The 15699-nt window shown below is 50.3% G+C and carries 16 protein-coding genes; 7 read left to right on the forward strand and 9 right to left on the reverse strand.

The genetic code is table 11. The features are described from left to right. Positions 1 to 75: 75 nt before the first annotated feature. Positions 76 to 1131, reverse strand: a complete 1056-nt coding sequence (locus tag N836_RS58755; protein ID WP_023074182.1) for a PstS family phosphate ABC transporter substrate-binding protein — start codon at positions 1129 to 1131, stop codon at positions 76 to 78. Positions 1132 to 1708: 577 nt separating this feature from the next. Here N836_RS58755 and N836_RS58760 point away from each other — a divergent pair. Together N836_RS58760 and N836_RS58765 are read left to right on the forward strand one after the other, a co-directional pair. After that, positions 1709 to 2572 carry a methylated-DNA--[protein]-cysteine S-methyltransferase gene (locus tag N836_RS58760; RefSeq protein ID WP_023074184.1) on the forward strand — a complete coding sequence of 288 codons (864 nt, stop codon included), beginning with the start codon at positions 1709 to 1711 and terminating at the stop codon, positions 2570 to 2572. Next, on the forward strand, positions 2569 to 3438 hold the full coding sequence (locus N836_RS58765) for a DMT family transporter (RefSeq protein ID WP_023074185.1): 870 nt from the start codon (positions 2569 to 2571) through the stop codon (positions 3436 to 3438). The genes N836_RS58760 and N836_RS58765 overlap by 4 nt, the downstream gene beginning before the upstream one ends. Before the next feature lie 18 nt (positions 3439 to 3456). Here N836_RS58765 and N836_RS58770 read toward each other — a convergent pair whose 3' ends face one another. From N836_RS58770 to N836_RS58795, 6 genes are all read right to left on the reverse strand, one after another. Continuing rightward, positions 3457 to 4101, reverse strand: coding sequence for a hypothetical protein (locus N836_RS58770; RefSeq protein WP_023074186.1), 645 nt, complete (start codon positions 4099 to 4101; stop codon positions 3457 to 3459). A 164-nt stretch (positions 4102 to 4265) separates the two neighbouring features. Beyond that, a complete protein-coding gene (locus N836_RS58775; protein ID WP_023074187.1) occupies positions 4266 to 4886 on the reverse strand; it encodes an ABC transporter ATP-binding protein in 621 nt (206 codons plus the stop codon). Further along, on the reverse strand, positions 4873 to 5802 hold the full coding sequence (locus tag N836_RS58780; RefSeq protein WP_023074188.1) for an ABC transporter ATP-binding protein: 930 nt from the start codon (positions 5800 to 5802) through the stop codon (positions 4873 to 4875). The genes N836_RS58775 and N836_RS58780 overlap by 14 nt, the downstream gene beginning before the upstream one ends. A gap of 2 nt (positions 5803 to 5804) precedes the next feature. Then, on the reverse strand, positions 5805 to 6665 hold the full coding sequence (locus N836_RS58785; RefSeq protein WP_023074189.1) for an ABC transporter permease: 861 nt from the start codon (positions 6663 to 6665) through the stop codon (positions 5805 to 5807). Next, positions 6662 to 7669: an ABC transporter permease gene (locus tag N836_RS58790; RefSeq protein ID WP_023074190.1), complete on the reverse strand. Its 1008-nt coding sequence runs from the start codon at positions 7667 to 7669 to the stop codon at positions 6662 to 6664. The genes N836_RS58785 and N836_RS58790 overlap by 4 nt, the downstream gene beginning before the upstream one ends. Further along, the gene (locus N836_RS58795; protein ID WP_023074191.1) at positions 7660 to 9297 is read right to left on the reverse strand and encodes an ABC transporter substrate-binding protein; all 1638 of its coding nucleotides are present in this window, start codon (positions 9295 to 9297) and stop codon (positions 7660 to 7662) included. Before N836_RS58795 ends, N836_RS58790 begins: the two co-directional genes overlap by 10 nt. Positions 9298 to 9694: 397 nt before the next feature. Here N836_RS58795 and N836_RS58800 point away from each other — a divergent pair, with 397 nt between their 5' ends. Beyond that, the gene (locus N836_RS58800; RefSeq protein WP_023074192.1) at positions 9695 to 10882 is read left to right on the forward strand and encodes a M20 family metallopeptidase; all 1188 of its coding nucleotides are present in this window, start codon (positions 9695 to 9697) and stop codon (positions 10880 to 10882) included. Between the two features lie 78 nt (positions 10883 to 10960). Here the strand turns inward: N836_RS58800 and N836_RS58805 are convergent, their stop codons facing one another. Both N836_RS58805 and N836_RS58810 read right to left on the reverse strand, forming a co-directional pair. After that, positions 10961 to 12175 (reverse strand): CBS domain-containing protein, encoded by a 1215-nt coding sequence (locus N836_RS58805; protein WP_031293322.1) that lies wholly within the window; start codon positions 12173 to 12175, stop codon positions 10961 to 10963. Positions 12176 to 12307: 132 nt separating this feature from the next. Continuing rightward, the gene (locus N836_RS58810; protein ID WP_023074194.1) at positions 12308 to 12682 is read right to left on the reverse strand and encodes a recombinase family protein; all 375 of its coding nucleotides are present in this window, start codon (positions 12680 to 12682) and stop codon (positions 12308 to 12310) included. 182 nt (positions 12683 to 12864) lie between these two features. Here N836_RS58810 and N836_RS58815 point away from each other — a divergent pair, with 182 nt between their 5' ends. The 4 genes from N836_RS58815 (at position 12865) to N836_RS58830 (ending at position 14715) form a co-directional block, all read left to right on the forward strand. Next, on the forward strand, positions 12865 to 13161 hold the full coding sequence (locus N836_RS58815; protein WP_023074195.1) for a 2Fe-2S iron-sulfur cluster-binding protein: 297 nt from the start codon (positions 12865 to 12867) through the stop codon (positions 13159 to 13161). A 26-nt stretch (positions 13162 to 13187) separates the two neighbouring features. Continuing rightward, positions 13188 to 13412: a hypothetical protein gene (locus N836_RS58820; protein WP_023074196.1), complete on the forward strand. Its 225-nt coding sequence runs from the start codon at positions 13188 to 13190 to the stop codon at positions 13410 to 13412. A gap of 70 nt (positions 13413 to 13482) precedes the next feature. Continuing rightward, the gene (locus tag N836_RS58825; protein ID WP_023074197.1) at positions 13483 to 13944 is read left to right on the forward strand and encodes a CBS domain-containing protein; all 462 of its coding nucleotides are present in this window, start codon (positions 13483 to 13485) and stop codon (positions 13942 to 13944) included. Positions 13945 to 14166: 222 nt separating this feature from the next. Then, on the forward strand, positions 14167 to 14715 hold the full coding sequence (locus tag N836_RS58830) for a CBS domain-containing protein (protein ID WP_023074198.1): 549 nt from the start codon (positions 14167 to 14169) through the stop codon (positions 14713 to 14715). The last annotated feature ends 984 nt before the right edge of the window (positions 14716 to 15699 follow it).

Here is a 15699-nt window from a genome sequence, read left to right on the forward strand (position 1 = left end):
TGTTCAGTGAAGGCTGTCTAAAAGGTTCTGACACACGGATTTTAAGATAGCCTAAGATGACTCTCTAAAGCTGAGTTAAAAAGCGGCTTCCTTTTCTAAAAGCGCTTCGATAGATAGATCGTGTTGAGCTTTACCATCAAACACGCTGCCTACTTTGCGGTTAACCAGATGATCCATAGCAATGCCAAAAGCTTCGTTAGGGAGCGGCTCATAACCAATATCAGTCACAACAGTACGAGTATTAGCCATGTAAAACTCGACAAATTCCGCTACCATCGGATTGTTATCTAACGAGTCTGCACTGATATAAATAAAGAGCGGACGTGCCAACGGCTGGTACTCATTAGAACGAATAGCTTCTCCAGAGGGATACATCGGCCCATCACCACTATCGATGGCGAGAGCTTTCAAACTATCTCCAGCTTCTTTGTAGTAAGCATAGCCAAAATAGCCCAACGCGTTAGGCTCGCTTTGAACAGCTTGAACTAACTCATCATCATCTTCACTGCTGACGTAGTCAGTCCGACTCGCATCGTCTTCACCAATAATCACTTCGTTAAAATAGTCGAAGGTTCCAGAGTCTTCACCAGGACCATATAACAGAATTTCCTCATCCGGCCAGTCTGGGCGAATTTGACTCCAACGGGTAACTGAATTTTCAGCACTGGATTCCCAAAGACTTTTGAGTTCTTCTACAGTGATGTCCTGAGCCCAAGCATTTTCGCCATTCACTACTACTGTTAAAGCGTCAAAGGCAACAGGTAGCTCAACATACTGCACTCCGTTTGTCCTACATTCAGCCATCTCCTCCTGGGTAATCGGACGAGATGCATTGCTAATGTCCGTTGCGCCCTGGCAGAATTCGTCAAAACCACCGCCAGTACCTGAAAAATTAATGGCAATCTCTAAGCTGTCAGCAGACTTCATTTGCTTAAAGCGCTCAGCCATTTCAACAGTGATTGGATATACTGTGCTAGAACCGTCAATGCGCACAGGCATATTTTCACCTGAAGCGGTAGCCAAATCTTCTGGTGCTACTTCCCCTGACGTAGAATCAGTAGGTGTAGAACAACCGGCAAGAACGGCTAACAGACAAGTAGTAAGCCCCAGCTTTCCAAACACTAAGGTCATCGGCTCCGCACTCCACTTCAAAACTTTTGTTGCTAATAAAGGTAAAGACGCCTTACAGCCACGAAATTCAGGTTTTTTCTTTTTATCTTAGAAGAATAACAAATCCCTAAACATTAATAGTAATGAAAAGGTTAAGGCAAAATAGAGAACTTCAATTTTATTGATAGAAGTAACCGTTAATACACCCTGTACAGCCATCCGTATATACGGCATGTGTTAGAGCTACAACTGGCCACACATCGTAGTTGACTCCAACAACTGGACCAGGAGTCAAGTTATCGGAGTGAGTGGGCACAACGAGGGCTTTTTTTGTTTGGGCTGCCCATGGCTTCGCCAGAACTCAGTCTGATTGAGATAGTTTGGCGATTTATGAAGTATGGGTTGGATAGAGGTTATGACCTATGAGATTTGGCAAAACTTGAAGAATCTCATCGAAAAAATGCTCATAGGGTTTGGGAAAGACTTTTTTGCCAAGTAATTAATTTTGCATGATCACTTAGCAAGAAATGGGTGGTTGTAAATGATGGCTATTGATATCTTTATTAAGTGTGCGAACACTCTAAGCTAAAGCAAACCTATGGATTCAGTGACAGAAGCTCCAGCTAAGGGTCGAGAAACCTATGAACTGATGCGTAAAGCGATCGCGTTTATTCGCCAGCACCATTTGGAGCAACCCAACTTAGCTACCATTGCCCACCATGTAAACCTAAGTGAGTATCACTTTCAGCGACTGTTTACCCAGTGGGCAGGTATCAGTCCCAAACGCTTTTCCCAGTATTTAACTCTGGACTATGCCAAGTCAAAAATTGCTGAAACTAACAGTCTTCTGGAGCTGACCCTGGAGTCTGGTTTATCTAGCCCTGGGCGTCTGCATGATCTGTTTGTTACTTTAGAGGCGATGTCACCGGGCGAATACAAAGCTGCGGGAGCCGGGCTAACCATTCGCTATGGCATTCATGATACTCCGTTTGGCACCTGTCTAATTGCCATCACTGACCGTGGTATCTGTGATTTGCATTTTCTCAATGGCACTAATCAAGCACTGGCCGAACAGCAGCTACAAGCAGAATGGCCTAATGCCACTATCATGCATGAACAGTCAGTAACTGAGGCGATTTGTGACCAAATCTTCCATAGCCCACATCAATCTCCTTTAGCCCTTCACATCAAGGGAACAAACTTTCAGATCCAGGTATGGCAAGCGCTTTTGAAAATTCCCTTTGGTGGATTGACCACCTATCAGGGGTTAGCCAAATCCATTGGTAAACCGACAGCGGCACGGGCCATTGGTAATGCGGTTGGCTGTAATCCGGTTGGGTATCTGATTCCCTGTCATCGAGTTATTCGTGGCTCCGGTGAGCTGGGTGGCTATCGTTGGGGACAGGATCGTAAAACAGCCCTTCTAGGCTGGGAAGCCGGTCAAAGTGAGGAACAATCGTGAAGCTATCAAACATTTTTGAACTGTTATTGCTAGCAGCCCTATGGGGTGGTTCATTTCTGTTTATGCGGATTGCTGCACCTGTGCTGGGTCCGGTGTGGCTAATTGAGTTTCGGGTGTTGTTGGCCGGTTTAGTGTTGTTGCCAGTACTGGTTCGATTGAAATTGGCAGATGAACTTCGTCGTCGGGTTATCCCTCTGTTGGTAGTGGGTTGTCTGAATTCAGCGATTCCGTTTTTGTTGTTAGCGTTTGCTTCGGTCTCTCTGCCCGCAGGCTTTACCTCGATCTTAAATGGAACAGCCCCACTGTTTGGGACGATTGTGGCCTTTATGTGGCTCCATGAAAGACTAACGCCATCAAGCATGCTGGGGTTTGTTCTAGGATTTATTGGTGTTGTGATCCTAGTCGGTTGGAAAGCAATTGAAACTACATCGGGTGTTGTGATTGCTGTCGTTGCTGCTCTGTCGGCTGCCTTGATGTACGCCATAGCTGCCCCTTACATTAAGCAAAACCTGGCTGGTGTACCGTCGCTGGTGGTGACTACGGGCAGTCAGCTAGGGGCGGCATTAGTGATTATTCCGGCGTTACCGTTTACTATGCCTCAGCAAACACCATCGGCTGGTGTGGTGATCTCTGTACTTGCTTTAGCTGTCTTGTCCACCGCCTTTGCCTATATTCTCTATTTCAGACTGATCCAAAATGTTGGCTCCACTAAAGCGTTAACAGTGACTTATTTGATTCCCTTGTTTGCCATGCTTTGGGGAGCAGTTGTTCTAGGAGAAGCGATAACGTCATCAATGATTGTGGGATGTGGGTTAGTGTTATTGGGTACTGCAATTGCCAATGATCTGTTTGCCAGGGCATCCTAGGGTCGGCCAAATTGGAGATTATTGTTGATTCTGTCTTTCCTGCTGAATCGTGGTCTGGAGCATTAAAATCTCGGCGTCGATACGCTCTCGTCTGGCGGTCCACACACGATTGAGAGAGACTACACCGGCTTCGTGGGATATGATTTCTCCTTCGTCAATTTGTTTGGCGATGTCAAGCTGACGTTGGCGTAGTGCAACTTCTCGAGCGGTCACGGCGATGTTGGGGGTGTCTGGTTGAGATTGTTGAGTCCTCGCCTCTAAAATTTGTCGGGCCTGTAATACTTTAATTTCGCAATCCAGCCGAAATTTTTCGATGGCTAACACATCCTGTGAGTTGGTGAGGTTAGCCTGGCGATCAAGCTCTGCTTGTTCTTCAATGTATTTGGCAAACTCGGCCTGATACTGACGCAGTTCAATTTCTTCTGCGGTCACAATCGATGGAATGATGGGCACCGAGCAAGATGATGGTACTGCATAGACACCGGGTAGGGCTCGGGCGATCAAAGGCGTGTCTGATTGATTCGGGGATGTGGGAGGCGCTGGCTGGCGTTGAGCTGCCAAGGTGGCTGTACTAACCCCGGCTAGGATGACTACGAAACTTGCTATCAGGAGCGATCGCAATAGTACTGGCATCAGCTGCCACAGCCTCTTAATAGTTTTCATAGCCAGGATTAGAACGATATTCAGCGCGTTATCTATTTTTCAATATATACACAGCAGTTTCCTAGAAAAATTGTAACCGTTTGACAAACTTACCCATAAGAATCGCCACTTCAGAGTGGGTTGTACACCTCTACAGGCCTCAGAGTTTTTACGCTTAAAGGCCGCTAAATTGTTGTTAGATCAAGGGTCTGCTCAGCAAGCAAACAATCTCGTTGGCAAATCCGCTGTAACAATGGCTGATTGTGGCTAATGGCGAGGATGCCAACACCATATTGGTGAGCAAACTCTAGGATCACTTGCCAAATTAAGGCCTGGGTATTGGCATCAAGCATAGCCGTCATTTCATCGGCAATCAGATAGCGGGTGTTGCGGTTAAGCACGCGGGCGATCGCAACTCGTTGCAGTTCTCCGCCGCTCAACTCATGGGGATAGCGGGTCAGCCAACCGGGATGAATGCCGAGGGCATCCAGGATGTGGGGCTGAGGCGGATGTTTTTCCCGTAGGATGCGGTCAATGCGCCAGCGTGGGTTGACCGACAATTCAGGATTTTGAAAGACCAGCTGCACGGGGCAATAGCCTCCTGGCAGCGGTTGTTGATCTAACGTGATGCGCCCGTGGCTGGGCCTTAGATATCCAGCGAGTAGTTTACCAAGCGTCGTCTTGCCATGACCGGACGGGGCGATCAGACCGATAACTTCCCCCGGTGCGATCGCAAGCGACTGATCGCACACCACCCACGGCAGCTTAGCGCCGTAACGAAACCACAGACCTTCACCCTTCAGCATGGATACACCTCACCCAACCTTGACGAATAAATTGCAGTTCTGGTCGCGCCCGTTTACAGTCAGCCGTGCTCCAGGAACAGCGATCGCCATACAGACAGCCCACCGGCAGCTGGTCAGGGCTGGGCTGATTCCCCGGCACCGGCACAAAGTCGTTTTGAGGTAGCGATCGCCAGAGAGCCTGGGTGTAGGGATGGCGCAGATTACCAGTTGTGAAATCCTGAGCGTTGGCGATTTCAACCGTGGTGCCGGCATAGAAAACGGCCACCCGATCAGCGACCTGTAAGGCCGCTTCAATATCGTGGGTAATCAGCATCACGCCTCGCCCCCCCTGAGCCAGTTCGCGCAGGTGATTGAGGGTTTCAGTCACCACGTCAGGGTGCAGACCCGGCGTCGGTTCATCGGCAATCACAAGCTGAGCCTGAGTCATGACAGCTGTTGAGACGAGCACCCGCCGCGCCATTCCACCGGAGAGCTGAAACGGGTAGCGCTTTGGCGTATGAGCGGGCAAATCATAGCGAGCAAAGGTGCGCTCCATTAGGGATCTGGCCGATCGCGAAGGGAGACCATTGAGCTGCCCCACCCGCTGCACCTGCCGCCCAACGGCCATTAACGGGTCGAGGTAGCCAACCGATTGGGGAATCAGTGCGATCGCTTTACCCCGCAATGCCTCGCATCGTTTCTGGGTTAGCGGCTCCCCTTGAAATTCCATCGTCCCAGAGAGCTGAGCGTTCTCCGGCAATATCCCTAAAAGAGTGTGGGCCAAAAGACTTTTCCCGGAGCCGCTGGCACCCACCACCGCTACCAGTTCTCCTGCCTGGACGGTTAAATCCAAATCAGTTATCACCGTTAGCTGCTTGCGATGCAGTCCTTGATCGTATTGGGTAAACGTAATCCCCAGGTTTGAGATGTTGAGCATAGTTACCCCTGACTTGTCTTTGGATCCAGCAACGCGCGCATATTTTCTCCCAGCCAATCAAACGATTTGACCGACAGCAGCAGCAGCAGCCCCGGCATGATGCCAAGCCACCAGTAGCCCGTTGATAGGTGGCGCATGGATTCCGCCAAAATAATGCCGATTGCCGGAATATGGGGCGACAGACCAATGCCAATAAATGACAGGGCCGCTTCGTGCAAAATCGCGTGGGGGAAGAGCAAAATCAGCCCCACTATCAGCTGTGGAATGATATGGGGCACCATGTGATGACGGGCAATCCAGAAGGGCGATCGGCCAAAGCGGTGAGAGATCTTTACGTAGTCAGAGCTATTCACCTGCAAGACTTCTGCCCGAATCACCCGCGCCAAACTTGTCCAGTGGGTGAGCGCTACGGCAATGATCACCCCTGGGGTGCCCCCACCGGCTGCAAAGGCAATCAAAATCAGCAGAACCAGGTGGGGCAGGCTAAAGAAGACATCAATAATCCAGGTGATCACGGCATCAACCCAGCCCCCCAGTGTGCCCGCCGCTAACCCCAGGCCGGTGCCGATCAGCGCGCTGATGGCGGCGGCGAGCAGGCCGATTCGCAAACTGAGGGACAGGCCGTGGAGGGAGCGGCTGAGCATGTCTCTCCCCAGCCAATCAGTGCCAAAGGGGTGGGCTACAGAGGGGGGCTGATTACGCTGGGTGAGCACAGGGCCAAGGCCGCCATCGCCAATCACCCAGGTGCTGACAATGACCGCTAGTAGAAACAACGTACACAGGGCAATCCCCCAAAGCGTGCGCTGTCGCCGGTTATTGCGGAGACTGCGGGAGACATGGTCAAAAGGAACCGTAATCGTCATGACTGTGAACTCCCCAGTGAACTTTCTAGCCGAATGCGTGGATCAACGATGGGATAGGCCAAGTCAGCTATCGTATTGCCGGTGTAAACAAACAGCGCACTGAAAAATACGATGCCGACTAGCAACGGGATATCGCTCCGCAGGGCGGCCTGTACGGTGGCTTCGCCTAGGCCGGGATAGGCAAATACCTGCTCCACCAGCACCGACCCTCCAAATAGCTCACTCAGGGAGGCAAATTGCAGGGTCAACGCGGGCAGGATTAAGTTGCGAAATCCGTGGTAACGAATGACGCCCCAGAGGGGTTCACCCTGGGCGCGGGCAAACAGGATGTAGTCGCTATGCAGCACATCAATCAGCTTTTGTCGGGTATGTAAGGCAATATTGGCAATGCCGATAATGCTAAGGGTAACGGCAGGCAGCAGCAGGTGGTGCAGGTGTTGCCAGATAGTGACATCGCCCGCCAAAACACCGGGGGGTGCGGCACAACAGATGGGTGTTACCTGTAGCGATACCGAGAAGATAATCAGCAGTAACAGCGCAGCCCAGAAGGTGGGGGCTGAGGCCATCGTGTAAGCGTAGAGGCGAATCACTCGGTCGATCCAGGAGCCCGCCAAGGCTCCTGACAGGATACCCAGACCTAAGCCGAGGGTGCCAGACAGCAGCCATGCGATCGCGAGCATCTGCACCGACACCCAAAATCGCTTGGCAATCACCTCACCCACGGGTTGGTTAAATACCATCGAGGTGCCCCAGTTGCCCTGCAGCAGCTGCCCTAGCCAATCCCAAAATCGCACCGCCATGGGCTGATCTAAACCCCAGCGCTCGGCGATCAGCTGTTGCTGCTCCGGGCTAATGCGCATCATGTCGGCACCGATATAGGCCTGCACCGGGTCAATCGGGGAGAGGCTCAGCAACACAAAGGTGAAGATGGCCACCGCCAGCAGCAAGAGACCGAGCCGCAACAGCTTTTGGGCCGTAAAGATCAATATTGGCGTTAGTTGCATGTCCACTCCCACTCAGGGATATTGGCCGTAATCGGCCAACCGTGGCCGTGGGGCTCAACCTGGAGTTGACCAATATCCAGACAGTCACTGACAAAGTAAGTGTGGTCTAGATTGACCAGCCAGGCCCACGCCGCATCACCTTTAGCGGTAAAGCCAGTTTCGCCATCCCACTGGGCCGCTTGCCAAAAGGCGATCGCCTCCGCTTCTAACGATGCGCCCATGGCCAGATCCAGGGTTGTATCGATGGCTTGATTGGCGTAGTAACCCGCATTGTAGAAATCTCCCTGGGCAGCCTGACTGTGGTACAAGTTGTACATCTCGGTCTGGTCGTGACTGCCCCAGCCAAATACCACGACATTGCTGTGCATGGCGGGTTCGATTTCATCCCAGCTTTTACCCTCGACGTTTGCCTGAATGCCAACGGGCTTGAGCATTGCTGCCGTTGCCAGGGCCAGCGCTTGTCGAGTGCTATCGCTGGCGGGATAGAGGATCGTAAACTCAGCCGTGAGACCGTCTTTTTCCAACACACCGTCGCCATTGCTATCCGTCCAGCCGCCAGCTGCCAAAATCTCTTGGGCCTGCTCGGGCTGGGCATCTTCGATGGCCGCACTCGGTTCCTCCCAGGCGAGACCACTGACGGGACCGTAGGCAACAGACCCGTAGCCTTCGAGGACCCCGTCCACCAAGGCTTGGCGATCAATGGCATAGTTCACCGCCTGTCGAATGGCCGGATCTGCCGTCACGTCATTGCCAATCGGGTCACCATCGGGAGTTGTTTCACCGGCTGACGCTGGCAGGTAGGGAAACATCAGACCCCGATTATCAACGCTGGTCACATCGTAGAGCGTCATTCCCTCAATCGTTTGCACGGCTAATGCCTGAGGCACACTGACCACCTGTGCTTCTCCCGCTTTGGCAGCGGCAAAGGCGGCATCCTCTTCCACAAACAGAAAGACGAGGCGATCGATACCGGGAGCCTCGCCGTAGTAGTTGGGGTTGGCCTCGACAATCAGCTGTTGCCCTTCATCCCACTGCACCATCTGGTAAGGACCCGACCCAATAGGATTACGGGCATATTCCGGACCGTGGGCATGTTCTGGCACAATGCCAAGGGTAATCAGGCGATTCACGAACGTGCTTTGGGGTTCCTGCAAGCGGAGCTCAACAGTGGTGTCGTCTATGACCACCGCTGCTTCCAAAATGGTTACGTCTGTCAGCCCCCCGCTTGCGGCGGCCTGGTTGAAGGTGTAGGCCACATCGGACGCTGTCACGGGTTCACCATCGGAAAAGACCGCATCATAGCGGATTGTCACAGTCCAAGTCAGCCCATCCTCACTCACCGTATAGTCTGTTGCCAGATCATTGATAATATTTAGGTCGGCATCTCTCTTAAGCAGCGTGCTTTGAAACAAGGGTGAACCATAGCGTCCCCAGCCCAGAGTGGGGTCGTAACCTTCCTCGCTTTCGCCAGCGATCGCTAAGACAATCTGCTGCGTTGAACCTGTGCGGGAAGCAGGCTCCTCTGCCCCGTCGGTAGACTCCGTTGGACGAGACCCGCAGCCGACTAAAACGGATCCCAGCAAAGCGATTCCCAGAGACCCAAGTAATATCTGTTTTCGTTTACCCATAGCGAGCTTACACCCTATTAATTGCGTGGGGGCTTAGACGAGTGTCAACAGATCTCTTAGCTCGCTTGGTGGTCTCCGCAGTGGAGCGGGTCATGAGATGGTAGAAGACTTTCTCAATCAACTACGGGTGCGATCGCTAAGCCTGAAGACTCTCGTCTGCTCCACAGGTTATCGGAGCAGTTCCCAGGGGTTCCATGCCCCTGAGGGGCATAAATCCAATCTTTTAAGTAAGATTTTTGATTTGAGTAACCCCGTGATTTTGGTTGGACCCGCTATAGAATACCGAGGCTGTGCTATCGGACCGAAACCTGAAGGTTGTTTATGGAGTTCTGATTGGCTGAGTCACTTGTTGGCTGAGTCACTTTACACTAAATAAACGCCCATTCACCCTGCACCTATGCACGACCAGATTAAAGCCATTACCGAAAAAATCACGCCCCGCCTGATTGAAATTCGGCGTCACATCCATGCCCATCCAGAACTGAGCGGCCAAGAGTATCAAACGGCCGCTTACGTGGCCGGGGTCATGTCATCCTACGGGTTCCATGTTCAAGAAATGGTAGGCAAAACCGGGGTGGTGGCCAATCTGGAGGGCACTGGGGAGATATCTAAGATCCTGGCGGTGCGCACGGATATGGATGCGTTACCGATTCCAGAACAGGTGGATCTACCCTTTGTTTCTAAAAATCGGGGAATTATGCATGCCTGTGGTCATGATGTCCACACTACCGTAGGTTTAGGGACGGCCATGGTGCTAGCCGAACTGACTGAACAGCAACGGTTTGCTGGCACCACGCGGTTTTTGTTTCAGCCTGCTGAGGAAACGGTGCAGGGAGCCAAGTGGATGATTGCTGACGATGTGCTGGCGGATGTGGCGGCTATTTTTGGGGTGCATGTGTTTCCGTCAATTCAGGCGGGCAATGTTGGTCTGCGCCGGGGGGCTCTGACGGCGGCGGCGGATGATCTAGAGATTGTGATTATTGGTGAATCCGGCCATGGTGCCCGTCCCCATGAGGCGATTGATGCGATTTGGGTGGCCTCCCAGGTGATGACGACGCTGCAGCAGGCCATCAGCCGCCGGTTAAACCCGTTACACCCAGCTGTGGTGACCATTGGCAAGATTTCTGGTGGTAAAGCTGCCAATGTGATTGCTGACCGGGTGGTAATGCAGGGTACGGTGCGATCGCTACAGCCCGATACCTATGAAAAGCTACCCACCTGGATTGAGGAAATTCTTGCCGGTGTCTGCGCCATGCACGGTGCTAAATATGAGCTGAACTATCAGCGGCGGGTGGCGTCTGTGATCAATACTGACTACCTGGTGCAAATTGTCGCCAATGCCGCCCAATCTACCCTGGGAGAAAGTCATATCGAATGGTTACCCGAACCGTCCATGGGTTCGGAGGATTTTGCTCTCTATACTGAACGGGTGCCTGGCACTATGTTTCGCCTGGGAGTGGGGTTCCCAGACCGTCATAATCATCCCCTGCATCATCCTAAGTTTGAGGTGGATGAAAATGCGATCGCGACCGGCGTACTGACTATGGCCACCAGCGTTTATGAATACTGGCAGCGGCGCGTTTAGAGGGTGAATGCAGGAACAGAGCTGGTGTCTGACCTGGAATATCGGCTGCGATTAATCAGGATTTTGTGTCAGCCACGTTTACCCACCCAATATCTCCTGTACCTGCTGTAGCGATCGCAGCGCCCCTTGCACCAGATTCTGCTGATCTGCTGCCGATAGCGTGGTCTTATTCGATAGACCCAGTAGTTTAGTTTCAATATCAAACAGTAAATCTGTCACCTGGTCATTGACTCCAGAAACCTGAGGCGTTGCTGGCGATGGGTCGGCCGGTGAGCCCTCGCCAATTTGGTGCATGGTGCGCTGTAGGCTCTCAATGATGCTATACATCTCAATGGGGTCAAAGACTTTAAGCAGGCTAGTCTGGGTCACAATCCCCAGACCGCTGCCCCAGTTCCACGACACAACTAAACGGCGCACGTGGCGCATCTGCATTTCCTGATGGGCGGTCCACAATGAATCAGTGGGCTCTAACAAAAACAGGGGTGTACTCATCACATCCTGGGCCGTTAACCGCTGCAGATTTAATTCCAGTGCCTGAAACTGAACAATATCGCGCTCTGTAACAATGCCCATGGGCACAAATGCCTGAATCTCGCGGTGGGTCGTAGCGTGACGATCGACTTCAACAATGACAATGCAGCTCACCCGATGCTCCGCCATCTGTTGGGCTAGTTGGATCACGGGTGTAGTGGGCAAGGCGTGAACCACATCGGTCGACATCACGTCAGCCACCCGGCGCATCTTGAGCAAATTTGCAGGCCGCAGCACTCGCCGAATGCTATCTGGAGTCACAATCCCAATGGGATGATTGTGTTCATCAACAATCGGTAAATGCCGAATCCGATAGCGACGGAATAAAAACAACACCGCAAAAATGTCTTGAAAGGCAGCTTGCTGCAACGTCTTGACTGGTGAGGTCATCGCATCTGCCACGGTCAGCGAGCTTAAGTCCACCCCATCCGCCGTTAGTCTGACGATATCGCGCTCAGTGAAAATACCAATGATTTGCTGGTTTTCTACGATCAAGGCACAGCTGGCATGACGACCGCCGGAGTGACCTGTGGTTAGTTCGCAATTGCTGCGCACAGCTCCCATACTTGCGATCGCTCGATTTAAAGTCCAGTCGGGAGCCACCTGTAATATCTGCCGATCAACGGCGTCCGTCATCATCGGGGTGACCGTTTGCCAGGGGGGAGACGATGTACTCACCTCATCCGCCCCTTGATACCCCTCCATTTCCGAACAACGGGTATCAGATACTGGCGTTAAATTTAAGGCCTTATCAAGGTACATGAGGGATGTAACAGGTAAACAAGATTAAAACTTTATGAGGTATGGACTTTAGCCAACCTGAGGTATATAGTTAGGGGTGTAACGTTTCATCGATTGAAAAGCCCATACAAAAAGCATTTGGAAAAGAGCAGGTTACACCTGAGTCTCATCTTCAGCCTTAGAGGCAGGCTGGTCAGAAACACTACCGGACATCCTGGGAGTTTTTCCGTAGAGCCTATCTAGAACACGCTTGACTGATATCCGTTGCCAATCTCTGCCTCGCTTAGTTTTATAGCCCTGGGTATTCATCCAGTTGGCAATTTGCTGTAGCGATTTTCCAGACTTGTGGTGACGGCGTATGAGTTCGATTACACGCTGTTCTTTCTCATCGGCCACCAGATTACCATTGACTGATTTTTCTCCAAACGCAGGCGAGCCATAGCCAGCATAGCCTCCCTGTGCCGCTTTGCTGCGTCTGCCTAGTTCCAATCTTTCCCAGATAGGGTTCTTTTGAGGGTCAGCAGTCATAGGCGATCAGAGGATGAACAGTAAACGGGAAACCAGATTAGTAAAACACTACTGATTCAAGCATATAGGTGTTTGGATTTGAGTGTTTCTATAGCCTATCAAACTTAACCGTGATCCTTGAATGTTGGTCATATCAACCTGGGTGAGTAGTTACATTATTTTTTGCAGAGAGGAGATATTTAATGGCGACCTACAAGGTGACATTGATCGACGAAGCTGGTGAAAAGCAAGTTATTGATGTACCTGACGATCAGTACATTGTTGATGCAGCTGAGGAGCAGGGCATTGATTTACCTGTTTCTTGTCGCTCTGGTGCCTGTTCTACCTGTGCTGGCAAGGTGATCTCTGGTGCTGTTGACCAGTCTGATCAGTCGTTTCTAGAAGACGAACAAATAGAGGCTGGATTCGTACTGACTTGCGTAGCTTATCCCTCGTCTGATTGCACCATTCAAACCCACCAAGAAGACAATCTCGATTGAGTACAACGATGGGCTAGGAAAACACCATGTCTGAATTGACATCCCTTTCTTCTCAGCAGATTCGCTGCCCCTACTGTGGGGCCATTGCCGACCGCTACCTTCTAGATATCAGTCAGTTTTCTGAACAAATTATCCAGCGATGTACAGCTGATCGTTTTGTGACTCGGACTGTTTGTAACCATTGTGATTACTTAATGGTGTTATGCACGAAGAGTGATGCGGTAGTGGAAACCTATATGGCTGGCTTTTAAGAAAGGGGCAGTGTTGCGTGTAACGCCTATCCATAGGGATTTTATTTATCAAGTTAAGGAGATTACGACAATGATGGCAGCGCGGGAAATTATGACCAAGGATGTGATTACCATAAGTGGTTCAGCAACGGTCGCTGAGGCCGTTAAGTTAATGAAAGAGAAGGGGCTACGGGCCTTGATCGTAGAACGTCGCCATGAAGCCGATCCCTATGGCATGGTGACCGAAACTGACATTGTTTATAAAGTAGCCGCATACGGTCATGATCCTAAGGAAATGCGGGTTTATCAAATTATGACCAAACCCTGCATTGTGATCACACCAGAGCTGGGTGTGGAATATGTCGCGCGTTTATTCGCAAATGCAAAAATTCGTTGTGCCCCAGTTGTTCAAGGTCGCCTATTGGGGGTCCTTTCTATTTCAGATATTCTGCGCAAGAGTGACTTTGTTGAAAAACCCAAAACAAACTTCTATGGTCACAGCTCCTACATGGATGATCCCGAAGTTCTACAAGAGCGCGAATATGACGTTTAAGAGGTATTAGGTGCTACCCAGTACTTTACGCTAGTGTTGTACCTTAATTCAAGTTCAAAACAAGAGGTTCTCTCAATGTGAGAATCTCTTTTGTCGTTGCTGATTTAGAGGGTGAACTAATTTGAAAGCAGTGCAATTAGTCCAGGCTTTTGAAAGCATAGTTCGGATCAGCAACGCCTCTTTTTTTATGTATATTTTGTTTACCAAGGGATCAGAGCAATCATGATGCAGGCAAAGGACATTATGACCGTTAATGTCATTACTATCAGTGGCTCAGCTACCGTTGCTGAAGCCGTTGATTTAATGAAAGATAAGGGTCTACGGGCGCTGATCGTAGACCGTCGTAGTGAAGACGATCCCTATGGCATGGTGACCGAAACTGACATTGTCTACAAGGTGGCTGCCTATGGCCACAACCCCAAGCAAATGCGGGTATTTGAAATTATGAGCAAACCCTGCGTTGTCGTCCCCCCAGATCTCGGTGTGGAGTATGTAGCCCGTCTATTTGCAAATACCAAAATCCGTCGGGCTCCTGTGGTTCAAGGTCGCCTGCTGGGGGTGATTTCGGTGTCAGACATCTTACGTAAGAGCGATTTTGTTGAAAAGCCCAAACGCTTGTTTATTGAAGATGAAATTGAAGTAGCCCGTCAGGAGGCACGCAAAGTCTGCGATGAGCAAGGAGCCACTTCACCAGCCTGTGCAGCTGCCTGGGATGTGGTCGAAGAACTCCAGGCCACTGCTTCCCATCAGAGATCTGCTAAAAACGTCTAGCTTAAGCGGTTGCACCTGACTAACCTACGCGTATTAATTAGCTAATCAACACCAGCCCGCTGCTTGTCCACTGTGGTCAAACAGCGGTTGGTTCCAAATAGATTGCCCTCCCTACTTCCCAGGCTGGCATTTTTTAAGTTCAGTTTGCTCCGGCATTGAGCACAAAATTCTTGAGCAGTCACCCCTATCTGCCGTACTTTCTCGTTGAATCTGCTGCCACCCCTTAAAGCGACTTTCAGCTCACTGCAATCAAAACTTCTACTTTAGTCTAGGTATGTTCTAGATCAGGCAATCGCTATTAAGAACAGATCAGCTTTCAAAAATATACCGGGCTAGCTCACTTTAAACAATGCCCGATCGCTCTGCTCTCAGTAATTACCTCTACAACTTTGGTATGTTTTAAGTCGGATACTTCTTAAAATCTAACCTTAACTCTTCCATCCCAATAATTTGTCTCAGGACACTTTTCCGTTATCTGGTGATATCTCGCTAATATAAAAATTATTTGTAAATCTACTTTGGTCTACATGAAAACGAATTGTTTAATAGAATACTATCTTAAGAACGGCTCGTTCACGCTACTCCGAAGCATAGGCTGACTACTTTGTACAGGCCAACTACTTCATTTCAATTTACTGTTAAGAGAGTTGGAAAAATCTACCATATTAAAAGGTTTCTAAGCATCAGGGCCTTTCTAAGTGATAGATAAGGTAGGATCAGAAATATCTGTATCTCCAATTCATCAGGGATAACTTTTTCTGCCTCGCCCGCATATCCGTTCCATCTCATGAGCTGACTGATGAATGCCGCTTTGTTGTGTTTATGCCCTTGAAAAAATAAAAATAATTACTATCTCTTCATTGACCCCTGAGAGGTTGTAAAAAAAGGATTAAATGTGCTGGTTATCTCCCCAAATCCATCAATTTTGTGGGACTTTACGCTAGATCTTCCTAAAGTTGGGAAAACCCAAATATATCTAATTGA

The sequence above is a fragment of the Leptolyngbya sp. Heron Island J genome (assembly GCF_000482245.1).
Classification (GTDB): domain Bacteria; phylum Cyanobacteriota; class Cyanobacteriia; order Phormidesmidales; family Phormidesmidaceae; genus Leptothoe.

What these genes read in the sequence shown, in the direction of transcription:
- N836_RS58755 (WP_023074182.1), bottom strand. Translation starts at nt 1,131, where the DNA reads ATGACCTTAGTGTTTGGAAAGCTGGGGCTTACTACTTGTCTGTTAGCC.
- N836_RS58760 (WP_023074184.1), top strand. Translation starts at nt 1,709, where the DNA reads ATGGATTCAGTGACAGAAGCTCCAGCTAAGGGTCGAGAAACCTATGAA.
- N836_RS58770 (WP_023074186.1), bottom strand. Translation starts at nt 4,101, where the DNA reads ATGAAAACTATTAAGAGGCTGTGGCAGCTGATGCCAGTACTATTGCGA.
- N836_RS58775 (WP_023074187.1), bottom strand. Translation starts at nt 4,886, where the DNA reads ATGCTGAAGGGTGAAGGTCTGTGGTTTCGTTACGGCGCTAAGCTGCCG.
- N836_RS58780 (WP_023074188.1), bottom strand. Translation starts at nt 5,802, where the DNA reads ATGCTCAACATCTCAAACCTGGGGATTACGTTTACCCAATACGATCAA.
- N836_RS58785 (WP_023074189.1), bottom strand. Translation starts at nt 6,665, where the DNA reads ATGACGATTACGGTTCCTTTTGACCATGTCTCCCGCAGTCTCCGCAAT.
- N836_RS58790 (WP_023074190.1), bottom strand. Translation starts at nt 7,669, where the DNA reads ATGCAACTAACGCCAATATTGATCTTTACGGCCCAAAAGCTGTTGCGG.
- N836_RS58795 (WP_023074191.1), bottom strand. Translation starts at nt 9,297, where the DNA reads ATGGGTAAACGAAAACAGATATTACTTGGGTCTCTGGGAATCGCTTTG.
- N836_RS58800 (WP_023074192.1), top strand. Translation starts at nt 9,695, where the DNA reads ATGCACGACCAGATTAAAGCCATTACCGAAAAAATCACGCCCCGCCTG.
- N836_RS58805 (WP_031293322.1), bottom strand. Translation starts at nt 12,175, where the DNA reads ATGTACCTTGATAAGGCCTTAAATTTAACGCCAGTATCTGATACCCGT.
- N836_RS58810 (WP_023074194.1), bottom strand. Translation starts at nt 12,682, where the DNA reads ATGACTGCTGACCCTCAAAAGAACCCTATCTGGGAAAGATTGGAACTA.
- N836_RS58815 (WP_023074195.1), top strand. Translation starts at nt 12,865, where the DNA reads ATGGCGACCTACAAGGTGACATTGATCGACGAAGCTGGTGAAAAGCAA.
- N836_RS58820 (WP_023074196.1), top strand. Translation starts at nt 13,188, where the DNA reads ATGTCTGAATTGACATCCCTTTCTTCTCAGCAGATTCGCTGCCCCTAC.
- N836_RS58825 (WP_023074197.1), top strand. Translation starts at nt 13,483, where the DNA reads ATGATGGCAGCGCGGGAAATTATGACCAAGGATGTGATTACCATAAGT.
- N836_RS58830 (WP_023074198.1), top strand. Translation starts at nt 14,167, where the DNA reads ATGATGCAGGCAAAGGACATTATGACCGTTAATGTCATTACTATCAGT.